Origin of the sequence: Neobacillus sp. NPDC058068, assembly GCF_042885335.1 — a bacterium.
Taxonomy (GTDB): domain Bacteria; phylum Bacillota; class Bacilli; order Bacillales; family Cytobacillaceae; genus Neobacillus.
In genome coordinates this window covers 96,915-121,694 of sequence record NZ_JBHVSI010000015.1, presented here as the reverse complement: position 1 = coordinate 121,694, position 24,780 = coordinate 96,915, and the positions used below count along the sequence as shown (strand labels likewise).

At 41.6% G+C, this 24,780-nt stretch carries 18 protein-coding genes; 4 read left to right on the top strand and 14 right to left on the bottom strand.

Annotated elements, in window-relative coordinates; genetic code table 11:
- Positions 1 to 306 precede the first annotated feature (306 nt).
- Together secA and ACFVSW_RS18080 are read left to right on the top strand one after the other, a co-directional pair.
- Positions 307 to 2,820 carry a preprotein translocase subunit SecA gene (gene secA, locus ACFVSW_RS18085; protein ID WP_387318040.1) on the top strand — a complete coding sequence of 838 codons (2,514 nt, stop codon included), beginning with the start codon at positions 307 to 309 and terminating at the stop codon, positions 2,818 to 2,820.
- A 226-nt stretch (positions 2,821 to 3,046) separates the two neighbouring features.
- Positions 3,047 to 4,018, top strand: coding sequence for a phosphotransferase (locus ACFVSW_RS18080; protein WP_387318039.1), 972 nt, complete (start codon positions 3,047 to 3,049; stop codon positions 4,016 to 4,018).
- Between the two features lie 94 nt (positions 4,019 to 4,112).
- Here the strand turns inward: ACFVSW_RS18080 and ACFVSW_RS18075 are convergent, their stop codons facing one another.
- The 7 genes from ACFVSW_RS18075 to ACFVSW_RS18045 all read right to left on the bottom strand — a co-directional run bounded on the left by ACFVSW_RS18075 (position 4,113) and on the right by ACFVSW_RS18045 (position 12,411).
- Complete coding sequence (locus ACFVSW_RS18075) at positions 4,113 to 5,723, bottom strand: gamma-glutamyltransferase family protein (RefSeq protein ID WP_387318038.1); 1,611 nt, start codon at positions 5,721 to 5,723, stop codon at positions 4,113 to 4,115.
- A 232-nt stretch (positions 5,724 to 5,955) separates the two neighbouring features.
- The gene (gene hpf / locus ACFVSW_RS18070; protein WP_387318037.1) at positions 5,956 to 6,504 is read right to left on the bottom strand and encodes a ribosome hibernation-promoting factor, HPF/YfiA family; all 549 of its coding nucleotides are present in this window, start codon (positions 6,502 to 6,504) and stop codon (positions 5,956 to 5,958) included.
- 282 nt (positions 6,505 to 6,786) lie between these two features.
- The gene (locus ACFVSW_RS18065) at positions 6,787 to 7,503 is read right to left on the bottom strand and encodes a ComFC family protein (RefSeq protein WP_387318075.1); all 717 of its coding nucleotides are present in this window, start codon (positions 7,501 to 7,503) and stop codon (positions 6,787 to 6,789) included.
- A gap of 34 nt (positions 7,504 to 7,537) precedes the next feature.
- Complete coding sequence (locus ACFVSW_RS18060; RefSeq protein ID WP_387318036.1) at positions 7,538 to 9,025, bottom strand: ATP-dependent helicase ComFA; 1,488 nt, start codon at positions 9,023 to 9,025, stop codon at positions 7,538 to 7,540.
- Between the two features lie 502 nt (positions 9,026 to 9,527).
- Complete coding sequence (locus tag ACFVSW_RS18055; RefSeq protein ID WP_387318074.1) at positions 9,528 to 10,367, bottom strand: DegV family protein; 840 nt, start codon at positions 10,365 to 10,367, stop codon at positions 9,528 to 9,530.
- 154 nt (positions 10,368 to 10,521) lie between these two features.
- The gene (locus tag ACFVSW_RS18050; RefSeq protein ID WP_387318035.1) at positions 10,522 to 11,208 is read right to left on the bottom strand and encodes a response regulator transcription factor; all 687 of its coding nucleotides are present in this window, start codon (positions 11,206 to 11,208) and stop codon (positions 10,522 to 10,524) included.
- Between the two features lie 60 nt (positions 11,209 to 11,268).
- Positions 11,269 to 12,411, bottom strand: coding sequence for a sensor histidine kinase (locus tag ACFVSW_RS18045; RefSeq protein WP_387318034.1), 1,143 nt, complete (start codon positions 12,409 to 12,411; stop codon positions 11,269 to 11,271).
- Positions 12,412 to 12,741: 330 nt separating this feature from the next.
- Between ACFVSW_RS18045 and ACFVSW_RS18040 the strand changes: the two genes are divergently transcribed.
- Entirely contained in the window at positions 12,742 to 13,386 is a 645-nt protein-coding gene (locus ACFVSW_RS18040; RefSeq protein ID WP_387318033.1) for a YigZ family protein, read from the top strand.
- A 95-nt stretch (positions 13,387 to 13,481) separates the two neighbouring features.
- Here the strand turns inward: ACFVSW_RS18040 and ACFVSW_RS18035 are convergent, their stop codons facing one another.
- Both ACFVSW_RS18035 and ACFVSW_RS18030 read right to left on the bottom strand, forming a co-directional pair.
- Positions 13,482 to 14,534: a glycosyltransferase family 4 protein gene (locus tag ACFVSW_RS18035; RefSeq protein WP_387318032.1), complete on the bottom strand. Its 1,053-nt coding sequence runs from the start codon at positions 14,532 to 14,534 to the stop codon at positions 13,482 to 13,484.
- Between the two features lie 136 nt (positions 14,535 to 14,670).
- Entirely contained in the window at positions 14,671 to 19,476 is a 4,806-nt protein-coding gene (locus ACFVSW_RS18030) for a bifunctional 2',3'-cyclic-nucleotide 2'-phosphodiesterase/3'-nucleotidase (protein ID WP_483872312.1), read from the bottom strand.
- Between the two features lie 399 nt (positions 19,477 to 19,875).
- Between ACFVSW_RS18030 and ACFVSW_RS18025 the strand changes: the two genes are divergently transcribed.
- Positions 19,876 to 20,937 (top strand): LCP family protein, encoded by a 1,062-nt coding sequence (locus ACFVSW_RS18025; protein ID WP_387318030.1) that lies wholly within the window; start codon positions 19,876 to 19,878, stop codon positions 20,935 to 20,937.
- A 98-nt stretch (positions 20,938 to 21,035) separates the two neighbouring features.
- On the opposite strand, the gene ACFVSW_RS18020 is transcribed toward ACFVSW_RS18025, so the two are convergent.
- The 5 genes from ACFVSW_RS18020 to ACFVSW_RS18000 form a co-directional block, all read right to left on the bottom strand.
- A complete protein-coding gene (locus ACFVSW_RS18020) occupies positions 21,036 to 21,419 on the bottom strand; it encodes a GtrA family protein (protein ID WP_387318029.1) in 384 nt (127 codons plus the stop codon).
- Positions 21,420 to 21,518: 99 nt separating this feature from the next.
- A complete protein-coding gene (locus tag ACFVSW_RS18015) occupies positions 21,519 to 22,580 on the bottom strand; it encodes a glycosyltransferase family 4 protein (protein WP_387318028.1) in 1,062 nt (353 codons plus the stop codon).
- Positions 22,581 to 22,840: 260 nt separating this feature from the next.
- The gene (locus ACFVSW_RS18010; protein WP_387318027.1) at positions 22,841 to 23,947 is read right to left on the bottom strand and encodes a glycosyltransferase; all 1,107 of its coding nucleotides are present in this window, start codon (positions 23,945 to 23,947) and stop codon (positions 22,841 to 22,843) included.
- A 160-nt stretch (positions 23,948 to 24,107) separates the two neighbouring features.
- Positions 24,108 to 24,446 (bottom strand): EamA family transporter, encoded by a 339-nt coding sequence (locus tag ACFVSW_RS18005; protein WP_483872298.1) that lies wholly within the window; start codon positions 24,444 to 24,446, stop codon positions 24,108 to 24,110.
- A complete protein-coding gene (locus tag ACFVSW_RS18000; protein ID WP_387318026.1) occupies positions 24,433 to 24,780 on the bottom strand; it encodes an EamA family transporter in 348 nt (115 codons plus the stop codon). Before ACFVSW_RS18000 ends, ACFVSW_RS18005 begins: the two co-directional genes overlap by 14 nt.

Below are 24,780 nucleotides of genomic sequence, written 5' to 3'. Positions count from 1 at the left end.
TGCATAATATCGCATTTTAATACAAGATAATTAATGTTTATTCATTCGCCAATGAATTTTGAAAGGGGTTATTCGGGGTCGCTATGAATTATCCATAAAACGCCATTTCTCTGACATATTTGTCTAAAAATCGAAAATTGTTCTAAAGCTTTCTATTAGGGAAGTGTGTCAATTTCTGCTTCCTTGTTAACATTGTTGTCACTGAATTACGGAAGTGGTAAGATAAATAGGGAAATTATCGAATGATTTTGACAGATTTTTTTGAAAAAGTGAATTTTGACTCTCGAAAAAAAGGAGCGTTCATCATTGATGGGGATTTTAAATAAAGTATTTGATCTGAATAAACGCGAGCTAAAGCGTTTAGACAAAATAGCTGTGAAAATTGACGCACTTGCTGCTGAAACAGAAAGGCTTACAGACGATCAGCTTCGAGAAAAAACGGAAGAGTTCAAGACCCGTTATCAAAAGGGTGAAACCCTTGACGACTTGCAAGTTGAAGCATTTGCCGTTGTTCGTGAAGGTGCTCGCCGTGTTCTCGGTCTGTATCCATATCATGTTCAATTAATGGGAGGTATTTCTCTTCATGAAGGGAATATTTCCGAGATGAAAACGGGTGAAGGTAAAACCTTAACGGCGACATTGCCGGTTTACTTGAATGCCCTCTCTGGTAAGGGTGTTCACGTAGTTACAGTCAACGAATACTTGGCAAGCCGTGACGCGACCGAAATGGGTGAGCTGTATCAATTTTTAGGCTTAACCGTCGGCCTGAATTTAAATAGCATGGACAAGGACGAAAAACAGGCGTCCTATGCCTGCGATATTACCTATGGTACAAATAACGAATTTGGCTTTGATTACTTACGTGACAATATGGTTCTATATAAGGAACAAAAGGTGCAGCGTCCCCTTTTCTTTGGGGTTATCGATGAAGTTGACTCGATTTTAATTGATGAAGCGCGGACACCGCTGATTATTTCAGGTTCAGCGCAAAAGTCGGCTGCCCTCTATATCCAGGCTAATGCTTTTGTCCGGGTGCTGACGAAGGATACGGATTATACGTATGATGAGAAAACGAAGGGAGTTATGCTGACTGAAGAAGGGATTAGCAAAGCCGAAAAAGCATTCGGGATTGAAAATCTGTTTGACATGTCGCATGTTACCTTAAATCACCATATTAACCAGGCATTAAAGGCAAATGTCAGCATGCACCTTGATATTGATTATGTCGTTCAGGAAGGCGAAATCGTCATTGTCGACCAGTTCACTGGCCGTTTGATGAAGGGACGCCGCTATAGTGAAGGCTTGCACCAAGCGATTGAGGCAAAAGAAGGCCTTGAGGTCCAAAACGAAAGTATGACAATGGCAACAATTACGTTCCAGAATTACTTCCGTATGTATGAAAAATTGGCTGGAATGACCGGTACAGCGAAAACGGAAGAAGAAGAATTCCGCAATATTTATAATATGAATGTTATTGTCATTCCTACTAACAAACCAATTGCTCGTGATGACCGTCCCGATTTAATTTACTCCTCGATGGATGGCAAGTTCCGTGCGGTTGTCGAAGATATTGCTGAGCGTAATCAAAAAGGCCAGCCCGTGCTAGTTGGTACAGTTGCGATTGAAACGTCTGAGCTGATTTCTACTTATTTATTTAAAAAGCGGATTCATCATAATGTCTTGAATGCGAAAAACCATGAGCGTGAGGCAGAAATCATTGCCGAAGCCGGTCACAAAGGTTCCGTTACGATTGCGACGAACATGGCCGGCCGTGGTACGGACATTAAGCTTGGCGAAGGAGTTATTGAACTGGGCGGTCTTGCGGTAATTGGTACTGAACGCCACGAAAGCAGACGTATCGATAACCAGCTCCGCGGACGTTCAGGGCGTCAAGGCGATCCAGGTATTACTCAGTTCTATTTATCGATGGAAGATGAGCTGATGCGCCGCTTCGGTTCTGATAATATGAAAACGATGATGGAAAAACTCGGCATGGATGATAATCAGCCGATTCAAAGTAAGATGGTGTCCCGTGCCGTTGAATCTGCGCAAAAACGCGTAGAGGGCAATAACTTTGACGCTCGTAAACAGCTGCTGCAATATGATGATGTTCTCCGTCAGCAGCGTGAAATTATTTACACGCAGCGTGATGAAGTGTTAGAATCGGAGAACCTTCGCGACATTGTTCAGAAAATGATCTTAAACTCGATCCAGCGTAATGTCGAAACACATGCTTCCCGCCATGAGGATGAAGAGGATTGGAACCTGCAAGGGATCGTCGATTACGTCCATGGAACTCTGCTTCATGAGGGCGATATGAGCGTGGAAGACTTTAAGGGCAAGGATACCGACGAAATTGTCGACACTATTTTCGCTAAGGTGAAGGAACGCTACGAGGAGAAAGAACAAATTCTTTATCCAGAGCAAATGCGTGAATTTGAGAAGGTTGTTACGCTGCGTGCGGTTGACTCTAAATGGATTGACCACATTGACGCCATGGATCAGCTTCGTCAAGGCATCCACTTGCGCGCTTACGGACAAATCGACCCGCTTCGTGAATACCAGCATGAGGGCTTTGCGATGTTTGAGGCAATGGTTCAATCTATTGAGGATGAAGCAGCTATGTACATCATGAAGGCCGAAATCCGCAACAATCTGGAGCGGGAAGAGGTAGCCAAAGGACAAGCGATGAATCCGAAAGATGATGGCGAACCCGTTAAGAAAAAACCGAAAGTCAACCCAGTTAACGTCGGCCGCAATGATCCATGCATCTGCGGCAGCGGCAAAAAGTATAAGAATTGCTGCGGTGCGGTGAAATAATCTTGGTTTGAAGTTCAATTCGAGGCCATGAAATTAGTCTAGCTTTGAAGTTAACATGCTTTAGAGTTGCAGAAATGAGTTTATTTTGGGGCTGGCAAGCATTTTGCCGGCTCCTTTTGTGCTTTCATGGGTTTGGTTCAAACTACTATGTTTATTTTCTTCAAAGGAGGTGTCGTCCTGGAACAAGAATCTTTTCATCTGATTGGATTTGAGGTCCCAGGCAGAAATGGACTTTAAGATTAACGTTACACATTCATTAATTTCAGCTTACTCAATACGCAGCCTGTTGGCCCCCTATGAGATTGCAGATGTGATTAGCTGTGATTTTTTAACACGGGGGTTAAACGATAGTTATGTGATCACAACAGATTCCGTGAAGTATATTTTCCGAGTTTACCGTCATAATTGGAGAACCGAATCTGACATTCTTTTTGAAATCGATGCTCTTAATTATTTGAAAATGGCCGGTTTCCCGGTATCATCCCCGATAAATACGGTGGAGGGAAATTGGGTAATTGCCATTCAAGCACCTGAAGGAATTAGGTATGGGGTATTATTTACCTATTCCCCCGGTGAAAGACCAGTAATTAGCCAAGAAAATTGTTTCACAATCGGCAGGTCGTTAGCCGAACTGCATAAGCATTCAAGTTCGTTCCATTCCGCTCACAGGAGAAATTTCGACTTAGATATGCAGCACCTTTTGGACGAGCCTATCACGTACCTTTCTCCAGTGTTGGAAAAGGTTTTACATCGGGAAAATTCGTTGAAGGACATCGTCGAAAAAATAAAAAGTGAACTTTTGGGCATGAAGCTTGAATATGGATTTTGTCACGGTGATTTCCATAACTTTAATATGCACATTGACGACCAGAAACTAGAAGTCTTTGATTTTGATTGCTGCAGCGTTGGCTATCGTGCCTATGATATAGCCGTCTTTTGGTGGAATTTAAAAAATAACTACCCTAACCAAGAAAAAGCTTGCTGGGATGGATTTTTAAATGGGTATCTTAGCCAAAAAAATATACAAGAAGCAGACTTAAAAAGTTTACCCCTTTTTATTTCAGCTAGAAGGATTTGGCTGCTGGGGACGATGTTAAAAAATGAGGATGTTTGGGGTACAAATTGGATTAATGAAACCAATCTAAATCGGTTTCTTTTAGATTTAGAGAAGGATCGGCAACAATATACTCTGTTATGAGCCAAGATCCTGTGTGATTTGTGGATATTCTCCAAGGTTTTGTGGAAATACAGCACCAAAATAGAGTTATCCACATCGGGATAACTCTATCCTGCTACCACGCCGCAATCGACCCGTCCGTCCGCGACTCCGTTCCACCCATCAGGACACCTGTGTCCGGATTGCGCCAAATAATTTGCCCGCGTCCAAAGCCGCCTGTATCAAGGGCCACTTCAATCTGATGCCCCTTTCGTACTAAAGCCTGGGCAAGATGATTCGGAAAATGTGGTTCCACTTGTATCTTTAGGCCTTCCATCCATTGCCATCTTGGCGCATCAAGGGCTGCCTGTGGATTCAAGTCAAAATCAATTGTATTCATGACAATCTGCATATGCCCCTGCGGCTGCATAAATCCACCCATTACACCAAACGGTCCAACTGCTTGATCTCCCTTTGTTAAGAAGCCGGGAATAATTGTGTGATACGTCTTGGCTCCTGGCCGTAATGTGTTAACATGATTAGGATCTAATGAAAAGTCACAACCCCGGTTTTGTAAGGCGATCCCGGTGCCTGGTACCACGATTCCAGAGCCGAAGCCCATATAGTTGCTCTGAATAAACGAGACCATGTTTCCATCACCATCTGCTGCGGCAAGATATACTGTGCCTCCCCGCGGCTGCTCATATGGGCGTGGCGTTAACGCTTCTTCAGCAATTTCGCTTCGTCTAATGTCGCCATATGCGTCACAAAGAACGTCAGCAAGATTCATTTTCATAAAAGAGGGGTCGGTAATGAACGCCTTGCCATCAGTAAGTGCGAGCTTCATCGCTTCGATTTGTTTGTGGTAGGTATCGACAGTTTCTTTTTCTATAAACCCGAATCCCTTGATGATATTCAAGCCCAACAGCGCGGCCAGCCCCTGTCCGTTCGGCGGAATCTCCCAAACATCATAGCCTCGGTAGTTCACCTTGATGGGGTCGACCCATTCAGCCCGGTATCCTGCTAAATCTTCTTTGGAAATGAATCCATTATGGCGCTCGGAGCAGGCTGCGATTTTGTCGGCGAGTTCGCCACGATAGAAGCTTTCCGCGCTCGATTCAGCAATGGAGCGTAAAGTCGCAGCATGGTTCTTCGAGAGCCAAATTTCACCAGCTTTTGGTGCCCGTCCATTTGGAGCAAAGGTGTCAAACCATGGCTGGAACTCCTCACCAGTGAATTGTTTTTTGAAACGGTTATAAGCTAGGCCCCAGTACTTGGCGAGGATTGGGGTTAACGGAAAGCCGCTCTCTGCATAGTCAATTGCCGGCTGAAGCACATCTTTAAACGGGAGCCGGCCAAATTTCTTAGACATTTCAGTCCACGTGGACGGTACACCAGGGACAGTAACTGGAATAATTCCATAGGTTGGAATTTTGTCGAAGCCTCGGGCTTTTACAGCATCAATTGACATTTTATTCGGTGCCGGCCCGCTGCCATTTAGACCATGGAGCTTCCCCTTCGTCCAAATAAGGGCAAAGGCGTCACCACCGATGCCGTTTGAGGTTGGTTCGAGCACAGTTAACGCCGACGCAGCCGCAATCGCTGCATCAATGGCATTCCCGCCTTGTTTAAGGATGTCGAGCCCAACCTGGGCAGCGAGCGGCTGGGAAGTCGCAACCATGCCGCGATTGGCAAAAACCGTTGTCCGCTGCGATGGATATGGATTGTACTGAAAATCAAAGTCCATATGAGAACACTTCTTTCTAGTAATCTTGTTTCTATTATATAAAAGATTACCAACTTAGAATATTGAAATTATTTGTATTATAAGTTTTACCCGTAACCTAATCATGAAAATCTGCGGTCCGTCCATTTTCCACTACGATTGGAAATATTGATTTGCCTTAGCGCACTCCGCCCCTTTTCCATACAAAAACACTGCCCCGGTTAGTCAAATCCGGAGCAGCGTTCTCATTTGTTTATTGCGCTTCAATTAAGCCGTAGCGGCCGTCTTTTCGTTTGTAAACGACGTTTGTGCGATTTGTATCTGCATTGTTGAATACATAGAAGTTATGACCAAGCATGTTCATTTGCAGGATTGCTTCTTCACTGTCCATTGGCTTGAGATCAAAGCGCTTTGTACGGACTACTTCTAATTCGTCTTCATCAGCTTCATGGACCTCTGAATGTTCAGAAACCGCAAAGGTAATTGGAAAATCACCTTTTTCACGGAATTTACGGTTTACCTTTGTTTTGTGTTTGCGAATTTGGCGCTCAAGCTTGTCAGAAACTAAGTCAATCGCCGCATACATATCTACGTTTGTTTCCTCCGCACGTAATACTAATTGCGGCATCGGGATGGTTACCTCGACTTTTGAAGTTTTATCTTGATTGAATTTTAGATTTACATTTACCATTGCATCTGGAGCTTCAGTAAAATAGCGTTCCAATTTTGCAATTTTCTTTTCTAAATACTCTCTAATTGCTGGAGTTACCTCGATGTTTTCACCACGAACGTTATATTTCATTTGTGGACTCCTCCTTTTGTTAAGGCTATGTACTAATATTTCTATCTTACCCTATGATTATCCTGCTAAATCCGGATAAAAATTTTGTCGAATTATTGACAAAAACATCAGGCAAATAGTAACAATGTTTTTGACGACCTTTGACTTTAGAAGTAAATTTTTACTAAAATGAAAGATTGTTCCCTTTTAGTATAATAGTAAGTGGGACAATTTTCCACTAAAATGCTCTAAGAAATCGATTACATTTGTTCACCGCCACTATGACTTCTAATTATTTTCCATTTATCTTGCTATCGTCAGCGATTGGATGCTCGCTGCACCTGCCCCTTTCAGAAGTTTTGCTGCGTGCCTTAGTGTTGAACCTGTTGTGTAAATATCGTCTACAAGGACAACTGTTTTTCCTTCTAAAGATATATCAGGTTCGACCGTGAAGACTTGTGGAAGATGGATGCGCTCTGACCTTGATTTCTTTGATTGTTTTTCTAAGTGAATTCGGGTAAGCAGTTCTGATGGCGGAAAGCCTGATTCAATCAGCAGTGCGGCCGCCTGATTAAACCCCCGCTCAACAAGGCGCTCCCTGCTTAATGGAATCGGCACAAGTAAATCTGGAGCTATTCTGGCAAGCACATCTTTGAAAAATGGCGCAAACAACTTCGCCAGTACATAATCACCGCGAAATTTAAACATTGCTATCACTTCTTTTAAAAAATCATTATAGAGGAAAAGAGAGCTGTTTTTGTCGAGGAAGCCCTGCCACTCGGGATCTTCCTCCCAGCGGAAGCAGTCATGGCATAGATCACCGTTGCGGAATTTTTCATCGAGCAAACAAAAGGGCCTGCCGCAAATTCTGCATGCCTCACCGTCAATTTTTTCTAGCCTTCTTTCACAGGTGGAGCAGATGAGGGGTTCTTTTTCTAATGAGAATAACGCCCCCCAGCCTAAGTTAGGACGGATTATTTCATGACAGATTAAACAGCGGTCTTGTGGGAATAGATTCATCAATTACGTTTCTCCCTTCATTTGAAGTGATAGATTATCGGTCGAGTAAGCCACGTTTAACGCCCTCCCGATTCATTTCGATTATTTGCCTTCTGGCTTTTAACATTTCTTCGGTTTTTCCGTAGTGAAAAAAGGTTACCTTCCCGTTCGGATGATCTTTACTTCGCCCCGCCCTTCCGGCGATTTGCACCAAGGCACTTTCTGTAAAAATAGAATCTTCCGCACCGATAACGGCTACATCGATATTGGGAAAGGTGACCCCGCGTTCGAGGATGGTTGTCGTCAATAGCAGCGGGATTTCTTTGGCACGCATTTTTTGAACCTTTTCTTTCCGGTCAGGATCCTCCGCATGTACGGCTTCAATGGTTGGCTCGAACCGGCGGAGGATCGGGAGTGCTTTTTCCATTAAAGGGATATGCGGGAAAAAGACGAGTGCTTGTTTATTTGCTTGGATTCGCTCATTTATCCAACTGAGGACATTTGCCGGCAGCCTATCTTTCTGGAGCCGCTTTTGCCAGTTGCCGCACCAGTCAAATTCCGGCACCGGGAGTGGATGGCGATGGAAACGTGCCGGTATAGTGGTAAAGGCTCTCTTGCCGCTGCGGCATTCTCGCTGCCATTTTTCATTTGGCGTCGCTGTTAGGTATATAATCGCTGAGACCAGTTTCCGCGCCTGGATAGCGGCATGCTGAAGCGATTCCTCGACTGTATACGGAAAGGCATCGACCTCGTCCAAAATCAGCGCATCAAAGGCTTGGTAAAATCGAAGCAGCTGGTGCGTGGTTGCGATTGTGAGCGGCGCAAATAGATGGCGGTCTTCGCTGCCGCCGTAAAGTGAGGCAACGGTTATCTCCGGGAATGCGGCCTTCAGTCTTGGCGTGAGTTCGAGGACGACATCCGTTCTCGGGGTAGCGATGCAGATTCTTTTTTTCGCAGCAAGAGCAGCCTCGATACCGGCGAAAAGAACCTCCGTTTTTCCCGCTCCGCAAACGGCCCAGACTAGATGCTCTTGATTTTGATGAATAGCCTCGACCACACGATTTGATGCCTCCAACTGCCCCTGTGAAAGCGTCCCCTGCCATTGGCTGATGTTCGCGGGAAGAATGGTGTCAGGCACCGGGCCATTCCAGCCGACAAGTGGAGTACATGCACTGATCCTTCCCATCATGATGCACCGGCGGCAATAGCGGCAGGCTTCTCCGCAGCGGGCGCAGGGGTAGGACGCGAACCATTGTGGATCCTTGTTTCCACAGCGGGCGCATGCCGGCTGTTTTCCTTTGTAAACAATCCCTTGCCGGTATGTTACATATCCATTTTCATAATGTGACTGAATTTCATGGAGCGGGAATGGGATGTCGTCAAGAAGGAGCTGTTTTCCGGTCAAAAGCAGCTGAAGTTTGCCGTTGTATTGGTAGTCTGGATTGAGCGGCGGCTGCTGGATGGCTGGAATTTGCGAGATTGGCCGTGAGTCTTCGATTGTGCTGCTTGGGAGTAATATTCCATCTTTTATGGTAAACCGCATGTTGCCACCTTCTTTGGACTTAGATGATAAATACGATTTTTGGTTTTTCCTGTTGTTTGCAAGTTTAATCTAAATAGAATCTTTTGAGTGGTATCAGTGGTTGGGAGATGCAGGAACGTTCGAATTTCAAAATTGGTAATCACAGGACCAATCAAATGATATTGGTCACTGAGGGGATCAAGATTGGCATCTTTTGAAGTGGTATCACTCCTTTTTCATGGGAAAATTTCTTGCTTTGGATGGATTCCGCATTTCATGGCGAAATTCCTGCTTATTTGTCGAAGACTTTGTGAAGTTTTTATGTCTTTTTTTCTTTAGGGGATGTGGAAAATCTTAAAGGGATACCGCCAATCTCGGGGAGTAATTACTGTTTTCTGGAAGGATTCCGCCAACTTTTCATTTATTCCACCAAACCCTTTTATCAGACCGACTCCTTCCAATGAACGTTCCAAAATAAAGCCACCCCAACCAATGCCGGGATGGCAGTACAGGAACTTTTCTATTATTTTTTTATCCAGCCCATGCCCATTGAGCCTTCGCCGAGGTGGGTGCCGATGACAGCTCCGAAGTAGCCGATGGAAAACTCAACGTTGGGGTACAGGGCAGCTAACTCATTCAGCCATTCCTTCGCCTCTTCCTCACGGTTGGCGTGAATGATGACAACTTGGTAGGCAGATCCGCTGGCCACATCCTCGTCGAGCAGGTCCACTATTCGTTTCATCGCTTTTTTTCGGGTGCGGATTTTTTCAAATGGAACAATGGTCTTGTCGACGAAGTGGAGCAGTGGTTTGACCTGCAGGAGGCTGCCGATGAAGGCGGCGGCTCCTGAAAGGCGGCCGCCGCGCTGCAAATGTGCCAAGTCATCGACCATGAAATAAGCACGGGCAGATTGTTTTAATTCTTCAAGCCGACTGATAATTGTCTCAGGCTCCTCGCCTCTTGCCGCCCACTCGGCTGCTTCAATAGCGTAGAAACCTTGCACCATGCAGCTAATTTCCGAATCAAATGGATAAACCTTGATGCCTTCAACCATCGTGCTTGCCGTTACGGCTCCCTGATACGTGCCGCTGATTCCGCTGGAAAGGTGAACACAGATAACAGCATCGTATTCGTTGGCTAGCTGCTCAAAGAGCGCAACAAATTGACCAATCGGCGGCTGAGAGGTAGTTGGCAGCTTCTTTGTTTTTACCTCTTCGTAAAACTGGCTCCAGGTAATATCGATTTCTTCCCGATAAACTTCGTTTCCAAAAATAACATTTAACGGGATCATATGTATATTCCATTTATCGAGTAATTCTTTCGGTATATACGCGGTGCTATCTGTGACAACTGCCGTCCTCATAACTGTTTGTACCATCCTTGTTTTTTTCTGCAACTGTTTGTATTTTATTTTATATGAAAGTGAAATAAATTGCATTAATTAGGGGGTAACCAATTCCTAAGGATGAAAAAAAGAGCACGCGCCTCGGCATGCTCTTCACTATTTTTTCATAAAATTATCGGACTTCAACCCAGCCATTTTTGATTGCGACGACGACGGCTTGGGTGCGGTCGTTTACGTTCATTTTTTGCAGAATGTTTGATACGTGGTTTTTGACCGTTTTTTCGCTGATAAATAAGGCCTCACCGATTCCGCGGTTGCTTTTTCCATCTGCAAGCATTTGCAGCACTTCACATTCGCGGCGTGTTAACAAATGGAGTGGACGGCGGATTTCAAGCGTTGGCATATATCCGCCCCCGCCACCACCGACTCCTGCAGCTAATTTACGATATTCATTGACTAAATTGTGGGTGACCTTTGGATGCAAATAGGAACCGCCATCAGCCACGACACGGACTGCTTCAATCAAAGCATCGGCGTCCATTTCTTTTAATAGATAGCCTCTTGCACCTGTTTTTAAGGCATGGGTTACATAGTTTTCATCGTCATGAATTGAGAGAATGATAACCTTTGTTTCCGGGTATTTTTCAATTAACTCGCGGGTTGCCTCGACCCCGTTCATTTGCGGCATATTGATATCCATAATAACGACATCTGGCAGGTTTTCCTGCACAAGGCCTAATGCTTCGCTTCCATCATCGCCTTCAGCAACGACTTGGAATGATTTTTCAAACTCTAGTATTCTCTTAACGCCTTCTCTGAATAGTTGGTGATCGTCAATAATGACAATTTTGGTAGTCAATTGCTACGCCCCCTAATCTTTCATTAGTTTTATCAGTCATAGAAATGATTTCAATTTCATTTAGTTGTTTAATGGAACCTGAATTAATACAGCAGTTCCTTTGCCAAGTTTTGAATCAAAAGTGAGTTCACCATCAAGCAGGTCGACTCGCTCTCTCATTCCGATTATTCCAAAGGATTCTGGTTTCTTTTGGGTGGTATCAAAACCGGCACCATTGTCCTTGATCAACACGGTAATTGCAGCATTTGTAATTTCTAATCTTACTTTGATTTCACAAGCATTTGCGTGTTTCAGCGCATTTTGTACGGATTCCTGAATCATTCGGAACAGTGCAACCTCATACTTAGTTGGTAAGCGGCGTTCTAGGCCGATATTCACAAACTCAATTTTTGAGTGGTTATGATATTCTTCGATTGTTTGTAAATATTTTCTGAGGGTAGGCACAAGGCCTAAATCATCCAGTGCCATTGGACGCAAGTCATAAATAATTCGCCGGACTTCGTAGAGTGCAGAGCGGACCATTTTTTTGAAGCTAGTAACCTCAGAAAATGCCTCTTCTACTCCCTTCTCGCGATATACCCGCTCAATTAAATCAGAGCGCATGATAACGTTGGCAAGCATTTGTGCCGGTCCATCGTGAATCTCCCTTGAAAGCCGCTTGCGTTCTTCTTCCTGGGCTTCAATGATTTTTAAGCCGAAGTCTTGTTTGGCTTTGGCATTTTCCAAAGCTTTACCAACCTGCTTTAGATCACTCGTTAAATAATTCATGACAACAGATATTTGCGAAATCAACTGGTCCGCACGATCAATCGTTTCATCCAAACCGATTAGTCTCCGCTCAAGATCATCCCTTTTTTCCAAAAGCTGCTTCTTGTACTGCCAGTTAATGGAAAGGTCCATTTGGAGCTGATGAGCCTTTTCGTAGGCATCCCGGACCTCTCCCTCCGAATATTTTTTGAAATTCATACTAACCTCGGAAAGCATAACCCGCGCTTCTAGCACCTGATTTTCAAGCTGCTGGCCTTCTTCATTCAATTTGACCATCATTTGTTTAATTGATTTCAATTCATTCGTCATATTTTCGTAGTCTGTTCGACATTGTTCGCCAATTCGAAATATGTCCGATTTACTACACGTAACCGTGTCAATCATTTCTTCGCGAATTTCATCAATGGACTTTGAATTAATTTGCTCTATTTTCATTGTTTTTTCCTCCGGGGAGATTTTTTCCCTTTAGGCCTTCTAACTCATTTTACCTTGGCTTGTAACAATTTACTAACATTAGCACTTTAAAATAAAGACTAATGGCTCGGCATTCGAGAAAAAGTAGTATAATAATATTATTATTTATATTTCATTTCTCCTGTTATAGTAAACTTTTTTATAAAAGCTGGCACAATCCAATTAAGCCTATTATACCATTCGAAGGTTACTGACATATTAAAGGTATATTACACAATTATTTTTTCGAAAAAGCTTGCTGACATATAAATGTTTAATTTCCCCAATTATAAAAGAAGGAAGGAGCTTACTATGCTGAGCCGCTACTGTACAGTGAAACAATCTGGAAACCATGAAATTACTATCCAAAAATCGCGTTTTATCGCCCACATTAAAAGGGTTGAATCAGAAATAGACGCGCAGGAATTCATTCAAGCAATTAAGAAGCAGCATTGGAATGCCACCCATAACTGCTCTGCCTATCTCATTGGCGAGCAAGATCAGATTCAAAAGGCGAACGACGACGGTGAACCAAGCGGCACAGCCGGTGTTCCCATTCTTGAAGTTCTGAAAAAAAGAAACCTGAAGGACACTGCAGTTGTTGTCACCCGCTACTTTGGCGGGATTAAATTGGGTGCAGGAGGTCTCATCCGCGCCTACGGAAAAGCAACATCAACAGGTCTGGACTCGGTTGGCATTGTCGAAAGGAAACTAACACAAATCGTCCATGTGAAAATTGATTACACTTGGCTTGGGAAAATTGAAAAGGAACTGCGGTCATCGGTATTCAAAATTAAGGAAATACATTACTTAGATACCGTTGAAGTCGAAACTTTTGTTGACGAAAGCAGTGTCCAAACCTTTATGGATTGGATGATTGAACTAACCAATGGCAAATGCACCATGGAAAAAGGCGGAACCGTCTATCTTGAGGAAGATTATGTAAGCTATTCTTAAGAAAGATTATATTCGTTTTGACAGGAGAAAACAATTGGGAAAAAAATCATAGGAAAGTGGAACGAGGAGCCTGTAAACTGTACCCCTCGTCCCATTTAGGAGCGGTTTTTGTTTAGTGTGCGGACGATGTTTAGTAATGGGCGGTTGTTATGGCCCATTAGGCCGATTTTTTCGGCGATTATTTCAATTAGTAAGACGACAATCCCAATTAATACTAGTGCCTCGCCGATTTTAACTTGGGAATAAATGACTGCAACTAATCCGAAGAAGGCGGCCATGGCATAAATGAGTAAAACGGTTTGTCGGTGTGAATAGCCCATTCGGAGCATGCAGTGATGGAGATGAGATTTATCCGGTGCTGATAAGGGCTGTTTGTTTATGATTCTTCTGATAATCGCGAAAATAGTGTCGGAAATTGGAACTCCAAGGATGATCACTGGAATAACAAAAGAAATAAAAGTAACATTTTTAAAGCCAAGGAGCGAAAGGACCGAAATGATAAATCCTAAAAAAAGCGCTCCTGTATCCCCCATGAAAATCTTTGCCGGGTGGAAATTATAAATTAGAAACCCGAGGGTACTGGCAAGGACTATTAAGCCAACGGCAACTACGTAAAAATTCCCCTGAATAATCGCCATTCCTGAAATCGTAATTAAGGCAATCGAAGATACCCCTGCAGCCAAGCCATCAAGTCCGTCAATTAAGTTAATGGCATTGGTGATGCCGACAATCCACAGAATCGTAAAAGGGATACTTAAAAACCCAAATTGGAGCTGGCCGCCAAACGGCAGGTTAATAAAGACCATTTGTAAATCCCCTAAAAAAACAACAGTGCAGGCGGCTGCTAATTGCCCGAGGAGCTTATACTTGGCAGGCAATTCAAACATGTCATCACAAAATCCAGTTATAATGATGAGCAGACAGCCAAGCAAAATCGCCAATGAAAATTGGCTTTCGGGTCTCAACAAAATAATTCCGACGATAAAACTAATAAATATTGCTAAGCCTCCAAGCCTCGGCATAATTGACTGATGGACCTTTCGCTGATTCGGCCGGTCAGTAGCACCAATCATAAAGGCAAATTTTTTTATCAGTGGTGTCATAAGAATGGAGACGGCAAAACATACTATCAAGGTAAGATAAAGCATCAAAAATCCTCCTTGTTAGTCAGTTTGTCCATTTAAACCAAAACGAAAACAAAAAAACAATAGTAAAAATCGGAAATAAAGTATGAATAAAAAAGAGGCACTCCCCGAAGGAAATGCCTCTTATTCTGGAAACGGATTACTTAATCCATGCTCCGTCTTTACCTAGTTTGTATTTGCCGATTGTGGTGTTAGCAGCCATGCTTCCGTCATTGTATAGGAAGTACCACTTTGCACCGACTTGTATCCAGCCTGTTTTCATTGCACCAGAGGATGCAAGGTAATACCACTTGTTATTTACCTTCACCCAGCCTGATTGCATGGCACCAGATGATGCAAGGTAGTACCAAGTCTTACCGTCTTTCACCCAGCCAGTTTGCATGGCGCCGGAAGTGGCAAGGTAATACCATTTGTTGCTCAATTTGATCCAACCGGTTTGCATAGCGCCAGATGATGCAAGGTAATACCATGTCTTGCCATCTTTCACCCAGCCAGTTTGCATGGCGCCAGATGATGCAAGGTAATACCATGTCTTGCCGTCTTTAACCCAGCCAGTTTGCATTTCTCCATATGTTTCTTCGTCAGCACTGAAGAAATACCACTTGCCAGTTACTTTCACCCAGCCAGTTTCCAAGATACCTTTATTGTTGAAGTGATACCAAACTCCATCTTCCTTGAGCCAGCTATTAGTCAATTCAATGCCCGTCTCAGGATTAATATAGTGATACCCATCCTCATCTGCATACCAGCCAGTATATTGTTCAACCGTTACAGTAGTTACTTTACTTACGTTTCCAGCAGCATTTTTTGCTGTTACAGTAATAATCGTTCCTACTTTTTGTGCTTCGATTTCGATTTCAAAATATCCATCTTCCTCAGCAACAGTCGAGCCAATAACTTTGTTTCCAACTTTAGCTTCTACAGTGGAACCTGCTTCTGCGAACCCAATAATATAGGTGTCAAGGTTTGTTACTTCATAAACTTCTGGTGCTGCAGGTGCAGTTACATCTTTAACCGTCACTTTTGTTTCATTGCTTACATTTCCAGCAGCGTCTGTTGCTGTTACAACAAGTTCAGTTCCTGCTTTTTGAGCTTTGATTGTTACAGAATATTTACCGTCAGCCCCTGCAGTCGCAGTACCGATTACAGTGCCATTTGCTTTTACTTCTACCTTAGCTAAAGCTTCTGTAGTTCCTGTAACTTTTGTAGTTTTATTTGTTACTTCATCAACTGAAGGTGATGATGGTGCTGTTACATCTGTTACGATTACTTTTGCATTTTGGCTTACGTTAAATTCAGCATCAATCGCCTTAACACTTAGTTCCGTTCCAGCTTTTTGAACAGGAATGTTTACAGTAAAGGTTCCGTCTTTAGCGGCAGTTGCGCTGCCAATGACCGTTCCATTTGCTTTCACTTCAACTTGAGCCCCAGCAACAGTGTTACCAGTTACTTTTGTTGATTGGTCTGTTACGACTTCAACAACAGGTACAGGAGGAGTAACCTCAATCATTTTAATTCTTCCTTCAATTGCTGCTGAGATCGGACCCTTTTGTGCTTTTACATAATCAATCAAAGTATCTAAATCTGTTTTTTGTGTGACTCTGTCCTTACCATCCTTAAGGATCGTAAATCCATCCCCACCGTCTGCCATAAAGTTATTTACAGCAACAGTATATACAGCCTTTGGATCAATTTTTGAACCATCAGGTAAGTAAATATCTAGGATCTTATTTCCGATTGATAATTTATCTGACCATGTGTAGGTCAAACCAGAAATTTGCATAACTTTTGCGTAACTCGTTTCAGACCATTGTTGGTTCAGCAAGATTCTTACTTGTTCACCAGTAATTTTTTCTGTAACAACATCATTACCAAATGGCTGGACAGCAAATAAATCTCCCCAAGTGATTGGGCCGGATTTCTTAATTTCGTCGCGTACACCGCCGGAATTCATAAATCCAAATTGTGCTCCTGTTTGAATTCGCATAGAGTCGGCAATTAAGTTCCCCATTGCGGATTCTCCAGAGGCATTTACCTTTTTAGTAATTACGTTTGCAGCATCTCCAACTACTACACTTACGATTGGAGCTATATATGCTTGATACTTATCAAGCTCTGCTTTGATTTTTGCATCTAGATGCTCTTCGTTTTGGAATGTTCTTACAATTTCAGCCTTCTTTGTTACAACATCTTGTGTAATTGGATCAATTGTTAAATCAATATCAGAGAATGCAGTTCCGTAAGAATAAGATTGGACGAGTAATTTGCCATCGACATCAGCATTTAAATAGGCATGGTCATGTGCACCATAGATAACGTCAACCTCTTTATCAACCTTTTTAGCAATGTCAACTACGCTTCCTTTAGCGTTCGTGCCATCAGTATTTGATGTTCCAGCATTATGGGCAAGGACAACGATTGACTTAATGCCTTGTGATTTTAATTCAGCAGCGTATTTGTTAATTGCTGTTGCTTCATCTGTAAATTTCACGCCAGCTACACCACTTGGAGTAACGATTGTTGGTGTTTCAGTTGTAACAACACCGATAAAGCCAATTTTCACACCGTTAACTTCTTTTACTACATATGGATCTAAAATTAATTTCCCAGTGTTTTCATCCTCAACGTTAGCTACAACGTATGGGAAACTCGCACCTTCAAATACACCAAAATCTTTCTCCGTTGCCGAATGCGCGCCACCATTGATTAGGCGCTTCATTTCTGTTACACCTTCATCAAATTCGTGGTTACCAATTGTCCCTACATCGAAGCCAAGTTCATTTAAGAAGCGAATGGTTGGCTCATCCTGTAATAGGGCAGATACCGGACGGCTTGCACCTACTGCGTCTCCCGCTTGAACCATTAATGTATTAGAAGGGTTTGTTGCTTCTCTTTCTTTCAAATAACCAGCTAGGTATTCAATTCCACCTACAGGCTGACCATTAACATTTGTTTTGTAGTCTAGTTGACCATGAAGGTCGTTGATGCCTAGTAATTGAACATGAACATTTTGATCTAATTCAAATAGCTCGTATCCTGGTTTTGTTGTTGATGCTCCAAGGTCTTTTACATTTGGTGTTTGACCAAGGTATGGTTTAGCCTCTGGAGCAGAATGGAATACTAATTTGGCAACGCCGCCAACAGGAGCGATCTTCCAGTTATTGTCCGCAACTGGATTAATCGTACCTTTTGCCGTAATATAATCCATAAGAATTTGACGGTTTTCAAATGGAGAATCCACGACAACTTTTGCATTCTTTAATTCAGCAAGACCGCCGCTGCCGCCAGCACGGTAATTATTTGTAGCTACGATAAATTTTTGAGCTGGATCAACAGGTGTGCCATCCATCATTGTTAATTTAATGACACGCTGTCCTATTGGCTTCGTTACATCAATTTCGTACTTTACCCCATCGATAACATCAAAGTTGTAAGGGCGTATTTTGTCATCAACCTCATTTAGTAATTGCTGATTGCCCTCTTTATTTGGATCAATTGTGTTATATTGTTCTGCAGATTTTTCTATCCATCTTTTCACTTGGTCTCCAGTTACTTCTAAAGCCTTTAATGTATTATCAAACAAATATAAGTCAGCTGCACTCTTGATAGCTACATTACCTTTTGGTATGTTCGTGAAATCAGACACACCACCGCGTCCGCCTTTAAATGGCGCTGCAGCGGAAAGAACAGGAACATTCTTATATTCTGGTGCATTAGCATTAATCCATTTTTTCACGTAATCCATTTGTGCTGCGTTAACAATTTGCGTTGACGCATCATCCATTACACGGGTAAAGAAGCTGTGCATAGGAATTTCAGTTTCACCGATTTTGCCACGTACATAGGTAAGAGTAGCTTCATGAGCATCCTTCACATCAGCAACGATTTTTTCATCTGAAGCTGTGTCAGCAGATACTGGACGGTTAACTGATTTAGAGTTTGCCTTATCAACAGTCCACTTTCCATTTGCATCCTGAACAAGAGCTAAATCAAGAACTCCGAGGTTATTTCCCCAGAAGCCGGCTTCAACAGCTTGTACACCGTTAATTTTTCCATTTGTATTATCGATGTTAGTTTTGCCGTTAAAGGAAGCATCTCCAGGGAAGTTCACGTGAGCATGACCAAATAACATCGCATCGATGCCAGGAACTTTGGTTAAATCATATACAGCATTTTCAGCTTCTTCTTTTCCTGCTTCGTCGATATCACAGCCAGAGTGCGCAATCGCTACAATTACATCTGCGCCTTCTGTTCTCATTTTTGGAATGAATTTGTTTGCTTCTTTGATAATATCCTTCGTAATGACATTTCCAGAAAGGTTATCCTTGTCCCATCTCATGATTTGCGGTGGTGCAAAGCCGATTACCCCAACCTTAATGACATGCTCATTTCCAGCATCATCTTTAATAGTTTTAGACAGGATTTTATAAGGGGTAAAATAGTTAACATCATTAGTAGGATCGTTATCATGATCGTCCTTATAGATGTTAGCGTTTACAATTGGGAACTGAACTTCCTCTAAAACATCATTCAAATAGTCCAAACCATAGTTGAACTCATGGTTTCCAACGATACCTGCATCATATTTCAAATAATTCATTGCTTTGTAAATAGGATGAGTTTCATCTGGTGCTAATCTTTTTACCTTCGCAACATAACTGGCAAGTGGATTCCCTTGAATTGTGTCACCAGCATCAAAAAGCATGGAGTTCGTTTTTTCAGACCTAGCTTGTTTGATTAACGTTGCTGTTTTTGCTAGTCCATAATCTGTTACTGGTGCATCTTTGAAATAATCATACGGCATGACATTGGAATGCAGATCCGTAGTTTCCAAGATACGAAGAGTTGCAGTACTTCCTGTACCTTCTGCTTTGGCTGTATGTGGAAAAATATTCAACGGTACCACTGAAAGCGCTAACGCAACAGCTAGAGAACCATTAAGCATACGTTTCTTGATGCTTCTTTTAATCTTTCTCTTCACACTCTTTCCGCCCTTCGACAAAATATTTTTTGTTGCAAGATTTATTCTACTAATTTTCATTAGAGTTTAATAGTCCTTTTAAAAAATATTTACAAGATTTTAATGGAGAATTTTAATTGATTGAATCTTCATAACGTTAGATATTTTTGGAGAAAAAGGCTTTTACACTCATGTAACCAAGACACGGATTTTGTCGTCTATTAGAATATGGTTCTTGGGGAGGAATAGTATAGAAGATTTGTAGTTTTCAATATTCGACACAAAAATTCAATTTACGTAGTGCCTAAAAAGGAGTAAAATAAAAGCTGGTCTTTAGCTATGATAATTGTAAATTAATGATATTTTAATAAAAGGAGAAATCATATGACCGAATTTCAACGCTCAGTCCTGGTAAGTCAGAAGAAAAAGGGGCGGAAAAAACGGATCTTTATCTGGATCTTCGTACCATTATTAATTGTTGTCTTAAGCGGTGCTGGTTATGCCACCTTTTTACTTAATAAAGCTGAATCCGTTATTAATAAATCGTATAAACCGGTAAAAACAACTTCCAAACGAACGACTCAAGTTAATCCCGATATGGATAACATCTCCATCCTCCTAATGGGCGTTGATGCTGCTAAAAGCCGAGAAAAACAATATGGAGAAGCCATTAGAACGGATGCCTTACTTGTTGCTACCCTCAACAAAAAGGATAAATCTGTTAAGCTATTAAGCATTCCGCGTGACTCCTATGTTCATATTCCTGAAAAAGATATGTATACAAAAATTAATCACGCTCATGCATACGGTGGAGCGAAGTTGACAATTGAAACCGTTCAGGAACTTCTCGATATTCCAATTGATTATTATGTGAAAATAAATTTTTATGCTTTCATTGATGTTGTTAATGCTCTAGGCGGCATTGAGGCCGATGTTCCTTATGCGATTTCAGAAAAAGATTCCGAAGATAACCATAATGCAATCCGCTTAAAACCTGGTGTTCAAACATTAACAGGCGAGCAGGCTCTTGCTCTTGCCAGAACACGTCACAAAGATTCCGATGTTATGCGCGGGATGAGACAGCAGGAGATTATTAAGGCGATTTTTAAAAAGGCACTTTCCGTTGGCTCCTTTTCCAAACATGCGGACATGATTGATGCTGTTGGCAACAATATGGAAACAAATATGTCATTCAATGATATGAAATCCTTGATGGATTATGGACTTGCCGGGAGCGGTTTAAACATTGAAACCTTAAACCTTAAGGGTGAAGATGAATATATCAATAAAATTTACTACTATAAGCTTGATAAACAAAATCTTGAAGAGACAAAATCGACTCTCAAAGCGCATCTTGGCACCGATTCAACTGCTTCTGAAACCGGCACCAATGCTGCGCATGCCAATGCCGAAAGTAACGGAGATTCATCGACAAGCTCTAACTAAAGCAAAAAAGCCGCATCACGCGAAGTGATGCGGCTTTTTTGCTTTAATCTCCAAGGCATGAGCTGTCCGGTTCTCTCGCATGAATTCTAACAGCTTCGCTAAACAGTTTTCAGCCCTTTTTCGCTAAATGTCCATTTTTTGTTTAATAGAAAATTTATTGCCAAACCAATACATGTCGAAATTATCTGAGCTGCGGAAGAATGAATATCCATGTGTCTAACCAATACGTAAAGACATATTGTCGTAAAGCCCAGTGTTAGAAAATTAACAACCACGAATTTAATTACAAGAGATAGCCTTCTTGATTTTGCTTGGAACACCCAATTCTTATTCAAAAAAAAGCTGTTTATCATCCCTAATCCATACGCTGTGATATTAGCAGCAATATAGTTCATGCCAAAGTACACAAAAACAGTAAAACTTCCTATTGTAATAAGTGTATTTACAATACCAACAACCCCAAATTTCAGGAATTTTTTCATAGTAATTTGCCCCTATTTTACCAGAGATATAATGCTTCATTATTCTACCCATTTTTCAGATAAAAGAGCCTGACCACGGCGGGTCAGACTCTTTAAGGTTTATCTATTCCGTTCTCCCGTTACGAGTAGAACACGCATCATTTTGAGTAATGGCCGATAATTTTTTCCAGCAAGGCCAATCATTTCGGCAAACAGTTCAATCATGATCAAAAGAATCACGATGAAGAAAAAGCCGCCGAGAAGCTTTGCTTGTGAAAAGATGATCGCCGCAAGTCCAAAGAAGGCTGCCATCGCATAAATCATCAATACGGTCTGGCGATGGGTAAATCCTAGTCTGAGCAGGCAGTGATGCAAATGTGATTTATCCGGTGCCGATAGCGGCTTTTTATTAACAATCCGGCGAATGATCGCAAAGAAGGTATCAGAAATCGGCACACCAAGAATAATAATTGGGACGATAAAAGAAATCAAGGTGACGTTTTTAAAGCCCAGAAGCGATAATACCGAAATCATATAGCCTAAGAATAAGGCACCTGTATCGCCCATAAAGATTTTTGCCGGGTGGAAATTGTAAATTAAGAATCCAAGTGTACTTGCCAGTACAATCGAGGCTACAGCTGTTACATAGCCATCTCCCATAATAATGGCCATCCCGGAAATGGTAATTAAGGCGATGGAAGATACTCCTGCAGCAAGGCCGTCCAAGCCGTCAATGAGATTAATCGCATTGGTAATACCGACAATCCAAATAATCGTCATTGGAATACTAAAATAGCCAAATTCAATGTGTCCTCCGAAAGGCAGGTTAATAAATTGAACATGTACTCCACCCCAAATGACAACGATAGCGGCAGCAGCTATTTGGGCGATAAGTTTAACTTTCGCCGAAAGCTCGATAATATCATCTAGTATTCCTGTAAGGACAATGATAATACTTCCAATAATAATCGATAGAGCATACGGATCTTCTGGCCGAAGCACCAGCATACCGATAATGAAGCTTAGGTAAATTGCAAGTCCGCCAAGACGCGGCATAATTTTCTGATGAACTTTTCGATGATTTGGTTTATCTGTGGCACCAATTTTGAAAGCAAGTTTTTTAACTAACGGTGTAAGCAGAATTGAACTGATGAAGCATATAATCAGGGTGATGTAGATCATTATGATCCTCCTCGAAACTATTTGCCTATTTAAACAACTTGCAAACAAGCATAATGAAGTAACTTTATATATTACTTAAAAAATAGTTATCTATTTAATAACCATTTGTAAACTTTGTAAACTAATGTACCATGTTGGATTATATCACAGCTAACGCCTATTTTAAATAGATATTATAATGTCAATCAAGTTACTAAATATTTCATATATTTCATAATTACTAATTTAATAGAAGAAAATCGATAAAAAGGGCATCCTTTTCAGCCCTTTTGCTTTTGCGATTGATAGAGGTTGATGACTTTATCCGTCATGATAATTTGATCATTTTTCTGCGCCATCTCTAAGCCCTTGCGAATCAGGTTTTGTTTCACCTCTTCAGACTCTAAGACAGTTTGAAGTGCCTTTTTCAGTTCGGCGGGATTTTTCGGATTAACAAGCATCCCTTTCCCGTGATTGAGCAGGTACTTTAGTCCGCCCACATTCGAACCAACCACCGGTGTCCCGCAGGCCATTGCTTCTAAGGCGACAAGGCCAAACCCCTCAAGATGGGAAGGAAGCACAAATACTTCCGCAGCAGCCATCCATAAAGCAACTTCCGCTTGCTGTTTCGTCCCAAGAAAATGAACACTTTCTTTTAATCCTGTTTCCGCTATCACGGTTTCAAGTTTTCGAAAATACCCTTGGTCCTTATTCGATCCAATTATGTACAATTCATACTCAGGCAGGTCCTTCTTAAGTACTGCGAAGGCTTCAACCAGGTCATTAAGACCTTTTTGCTCAATAATATTGCCAACAAACAATAGCGGCGTTTTATTTTGCGGAATCTCAAGGCGCAAGCGAGCCACTGACTTATCCACTACTTTAAATACATCCAGATTAACACCCATATTAATAAGGGAAAGCTTGTCGCGCGAGACCCCAAATTCTGTTTCTAGCGTCGTGTATAATTCCTGGCCAACAGCAATGACGTGATCAGCTTCTGCTAAAATGGTTTTGGTCATATTAAATATACGACCGCTTTTCTTCACCATTTTGTCAATATCGCCGCCATGGGCCGTTACAATAAACCGAGCTCCAAAAAGCTTTTTGTACCATTTTGCCAGCCAGCCGCTCGGAAATACATAATGTGCGTGGACAACCGATGTTCTGCTTCCTTTAAAAAGTAAATGGACTAGAAACGTGAACGCCCATTTTCCATATTTCTTCAGCAAATTCAGTTTACCTTTATTAGGATTATCAATCGCAATTACATCAACGGCTAAACCTTTATTTCTTAGTGCTTCTACTTGATTTTTCACAAAAATCCCAAAGCTTTTATGTTCATTCGTGGGATACATATTTGAGATGACTGTTACATTGTTTTTCATGATTTCTCCTAAATTCAGCTATAGTGCATTTGTTATTCTTATTAATATACCATGAAATTTGACGAATAACATAACCTAAAAGTTACATTATCTTTGAAATTACTGCTAAGGCGACGAAAAAGCCTATCTCCTTATGGAGTAGGCCCCTCGCTTAATGAAATTAACTATTCAATGATAAAAAAATACAGCCTATGAGAATTAAGGTTACTCCAATCAACTTTTTCATTGTGAACCGTTCTTTAAGCCATACGCTTGAAAGAAGCATTGTCCAAAAATATGTTACTGAAGTAAGCGGAAAAACAATTGAGTATGGGAGCCTTTTTAGTAAAATAATATTTATTACCGCTCCTGCTACATAAAAAATCCCCCCAATTGCCAAAAATACAAACAGGTTTTTTATACTAGTTTGGAAAGAGGAACTAGCCTTTTTAAGATAGAACCCGCCTAACGAGCCGAAAAATGTCATGAAAGCTAATAATAAAAAGTTAATCAGACTCACCACCGATCACAAAAACACCGGCCATAATAAACATAATACCTAAAATGGAGCTTATATTTATGCTTTCTTTTAGAAAAATAGATCCTAAAATCGTACTAATAACATATCCAACACTTAAAAGAGGATGCAAAATGGATAGTTTTCCAAAACGAAAAGCAATAGTCATCAATGCGGCCCCAAGGAAATACAAGGTAAACCCAATAATTAAATCTAAATTTAACGAGGCATGAGACAACTTCCAAAACAATTGTCCAAGAGCTGTACAAAAGGCAGCTAAAATCATTAATACAATTCCGGTATAAACCCCATTTTTTTTAACTGTTGAATTTTCCAT

Coding starts and splice junctions, on each gene's coding strand:
- ACFVSW_RS18080 (WP_387318039.1), top strand. CDS start 3,047: ATGGACTTTAAGATTAACGTTACACATTCATTAATTTCAGCTTACTCA.
- ACFVSW_RS18075 (WP_387318038.1), bottom strand. CDS start 5,723: ATGGACTTTGATTTTCAGTACAATCCATATCCATCGCAGCGGACAACG.
- hpf (WP_387318037.1), bottom strand. CDS start 6,504: ATGAAATATAACGTTCGTGGTGAAAACATCGAGGTAACTCCAGCAATT.
- ACFVSW_RS18065 (WP_387318075.1), bottom strand. CDS start 7,503: ATGAATCTATTCCCACAAGACCGCTGTTTAATCTGTCATGAAATAATC.
- ACFVSW_RS18060 (WP_387318036.1), bottom strand. CDS start 9,025: ATGCGGTTTACCATAAAAGATGGAATATTACTCCCAAGCAGCACAATC.
- ACFVSW_RS18055 (WP_387318074.1), bottom strand. CDS start 10,367: ATGAGGACGGCAGTTGTCACAGATAGCACCGCGTATATACCGAAAGAA.
- ACFVSW_RS18045 (WP_387318034.1), bottom strand. CDS start 12,411: ATGAAAATAGAGCAAATTAATTCAAAGTCCATTGATGAAATTCGCGAA.
- ACFVSW_RS18040 (WP_387318033.1), top strand. CDS start 12,742: ATGCTGAGCCGCTACTGTACAGTGAAACAATCTGGAAACCATGAAATT.
- ACFVSW_RS18035 (WP_387318032.1), bottom strand. CDS start 14,534: ATGCTTTATCTTACCTTGATAGTATGTTTTGCCGTCTCCATTCTTATG.
- ACFVSW_RS18030 (WP_483872312.1), bottom strand. CDS start 19,476: ATGCTTAATGGTTCTCTAGCTGTTGCGTTAGCGCTTTCAGTGGTACCG.
- ACFVSW_RS18025 (WP_387318030.1), top strand. CDS start 19,876: ATGACCGAATTTCAACGCTCAGTCCTGGTAAGTCAGAAGAAAAAGGGG.
- ACFVSW_RS18020 (WP_387318029.1), bottom strand. CDS start 21,419: ATGAAAAAATTCCTGAAATTTGGGGTTGTTGGTATTGTAAATACACTT.
- ACFVSW_RS18015 (WP_387318028.1), bottom strand. CDS start 22,580: ATGATCTACATCACCCTGATTATATGCTTCATCAGTTCAATTCTGCTT.
- ACFVSW_RS18010 (WP_387318027.1), bottom strand. CDS start 23,947: ATGAAAAACAATGTAACAGTCATCTCAAATATGTATCCCACGAATGAA.
- ACFVSW_RS18000 (WP_387318026.1), bottom strand. CDS start 24,780: ATGGAAAATTCAACAGTTAAAAAAAATGGGGTTTATACCGGAATTGTA.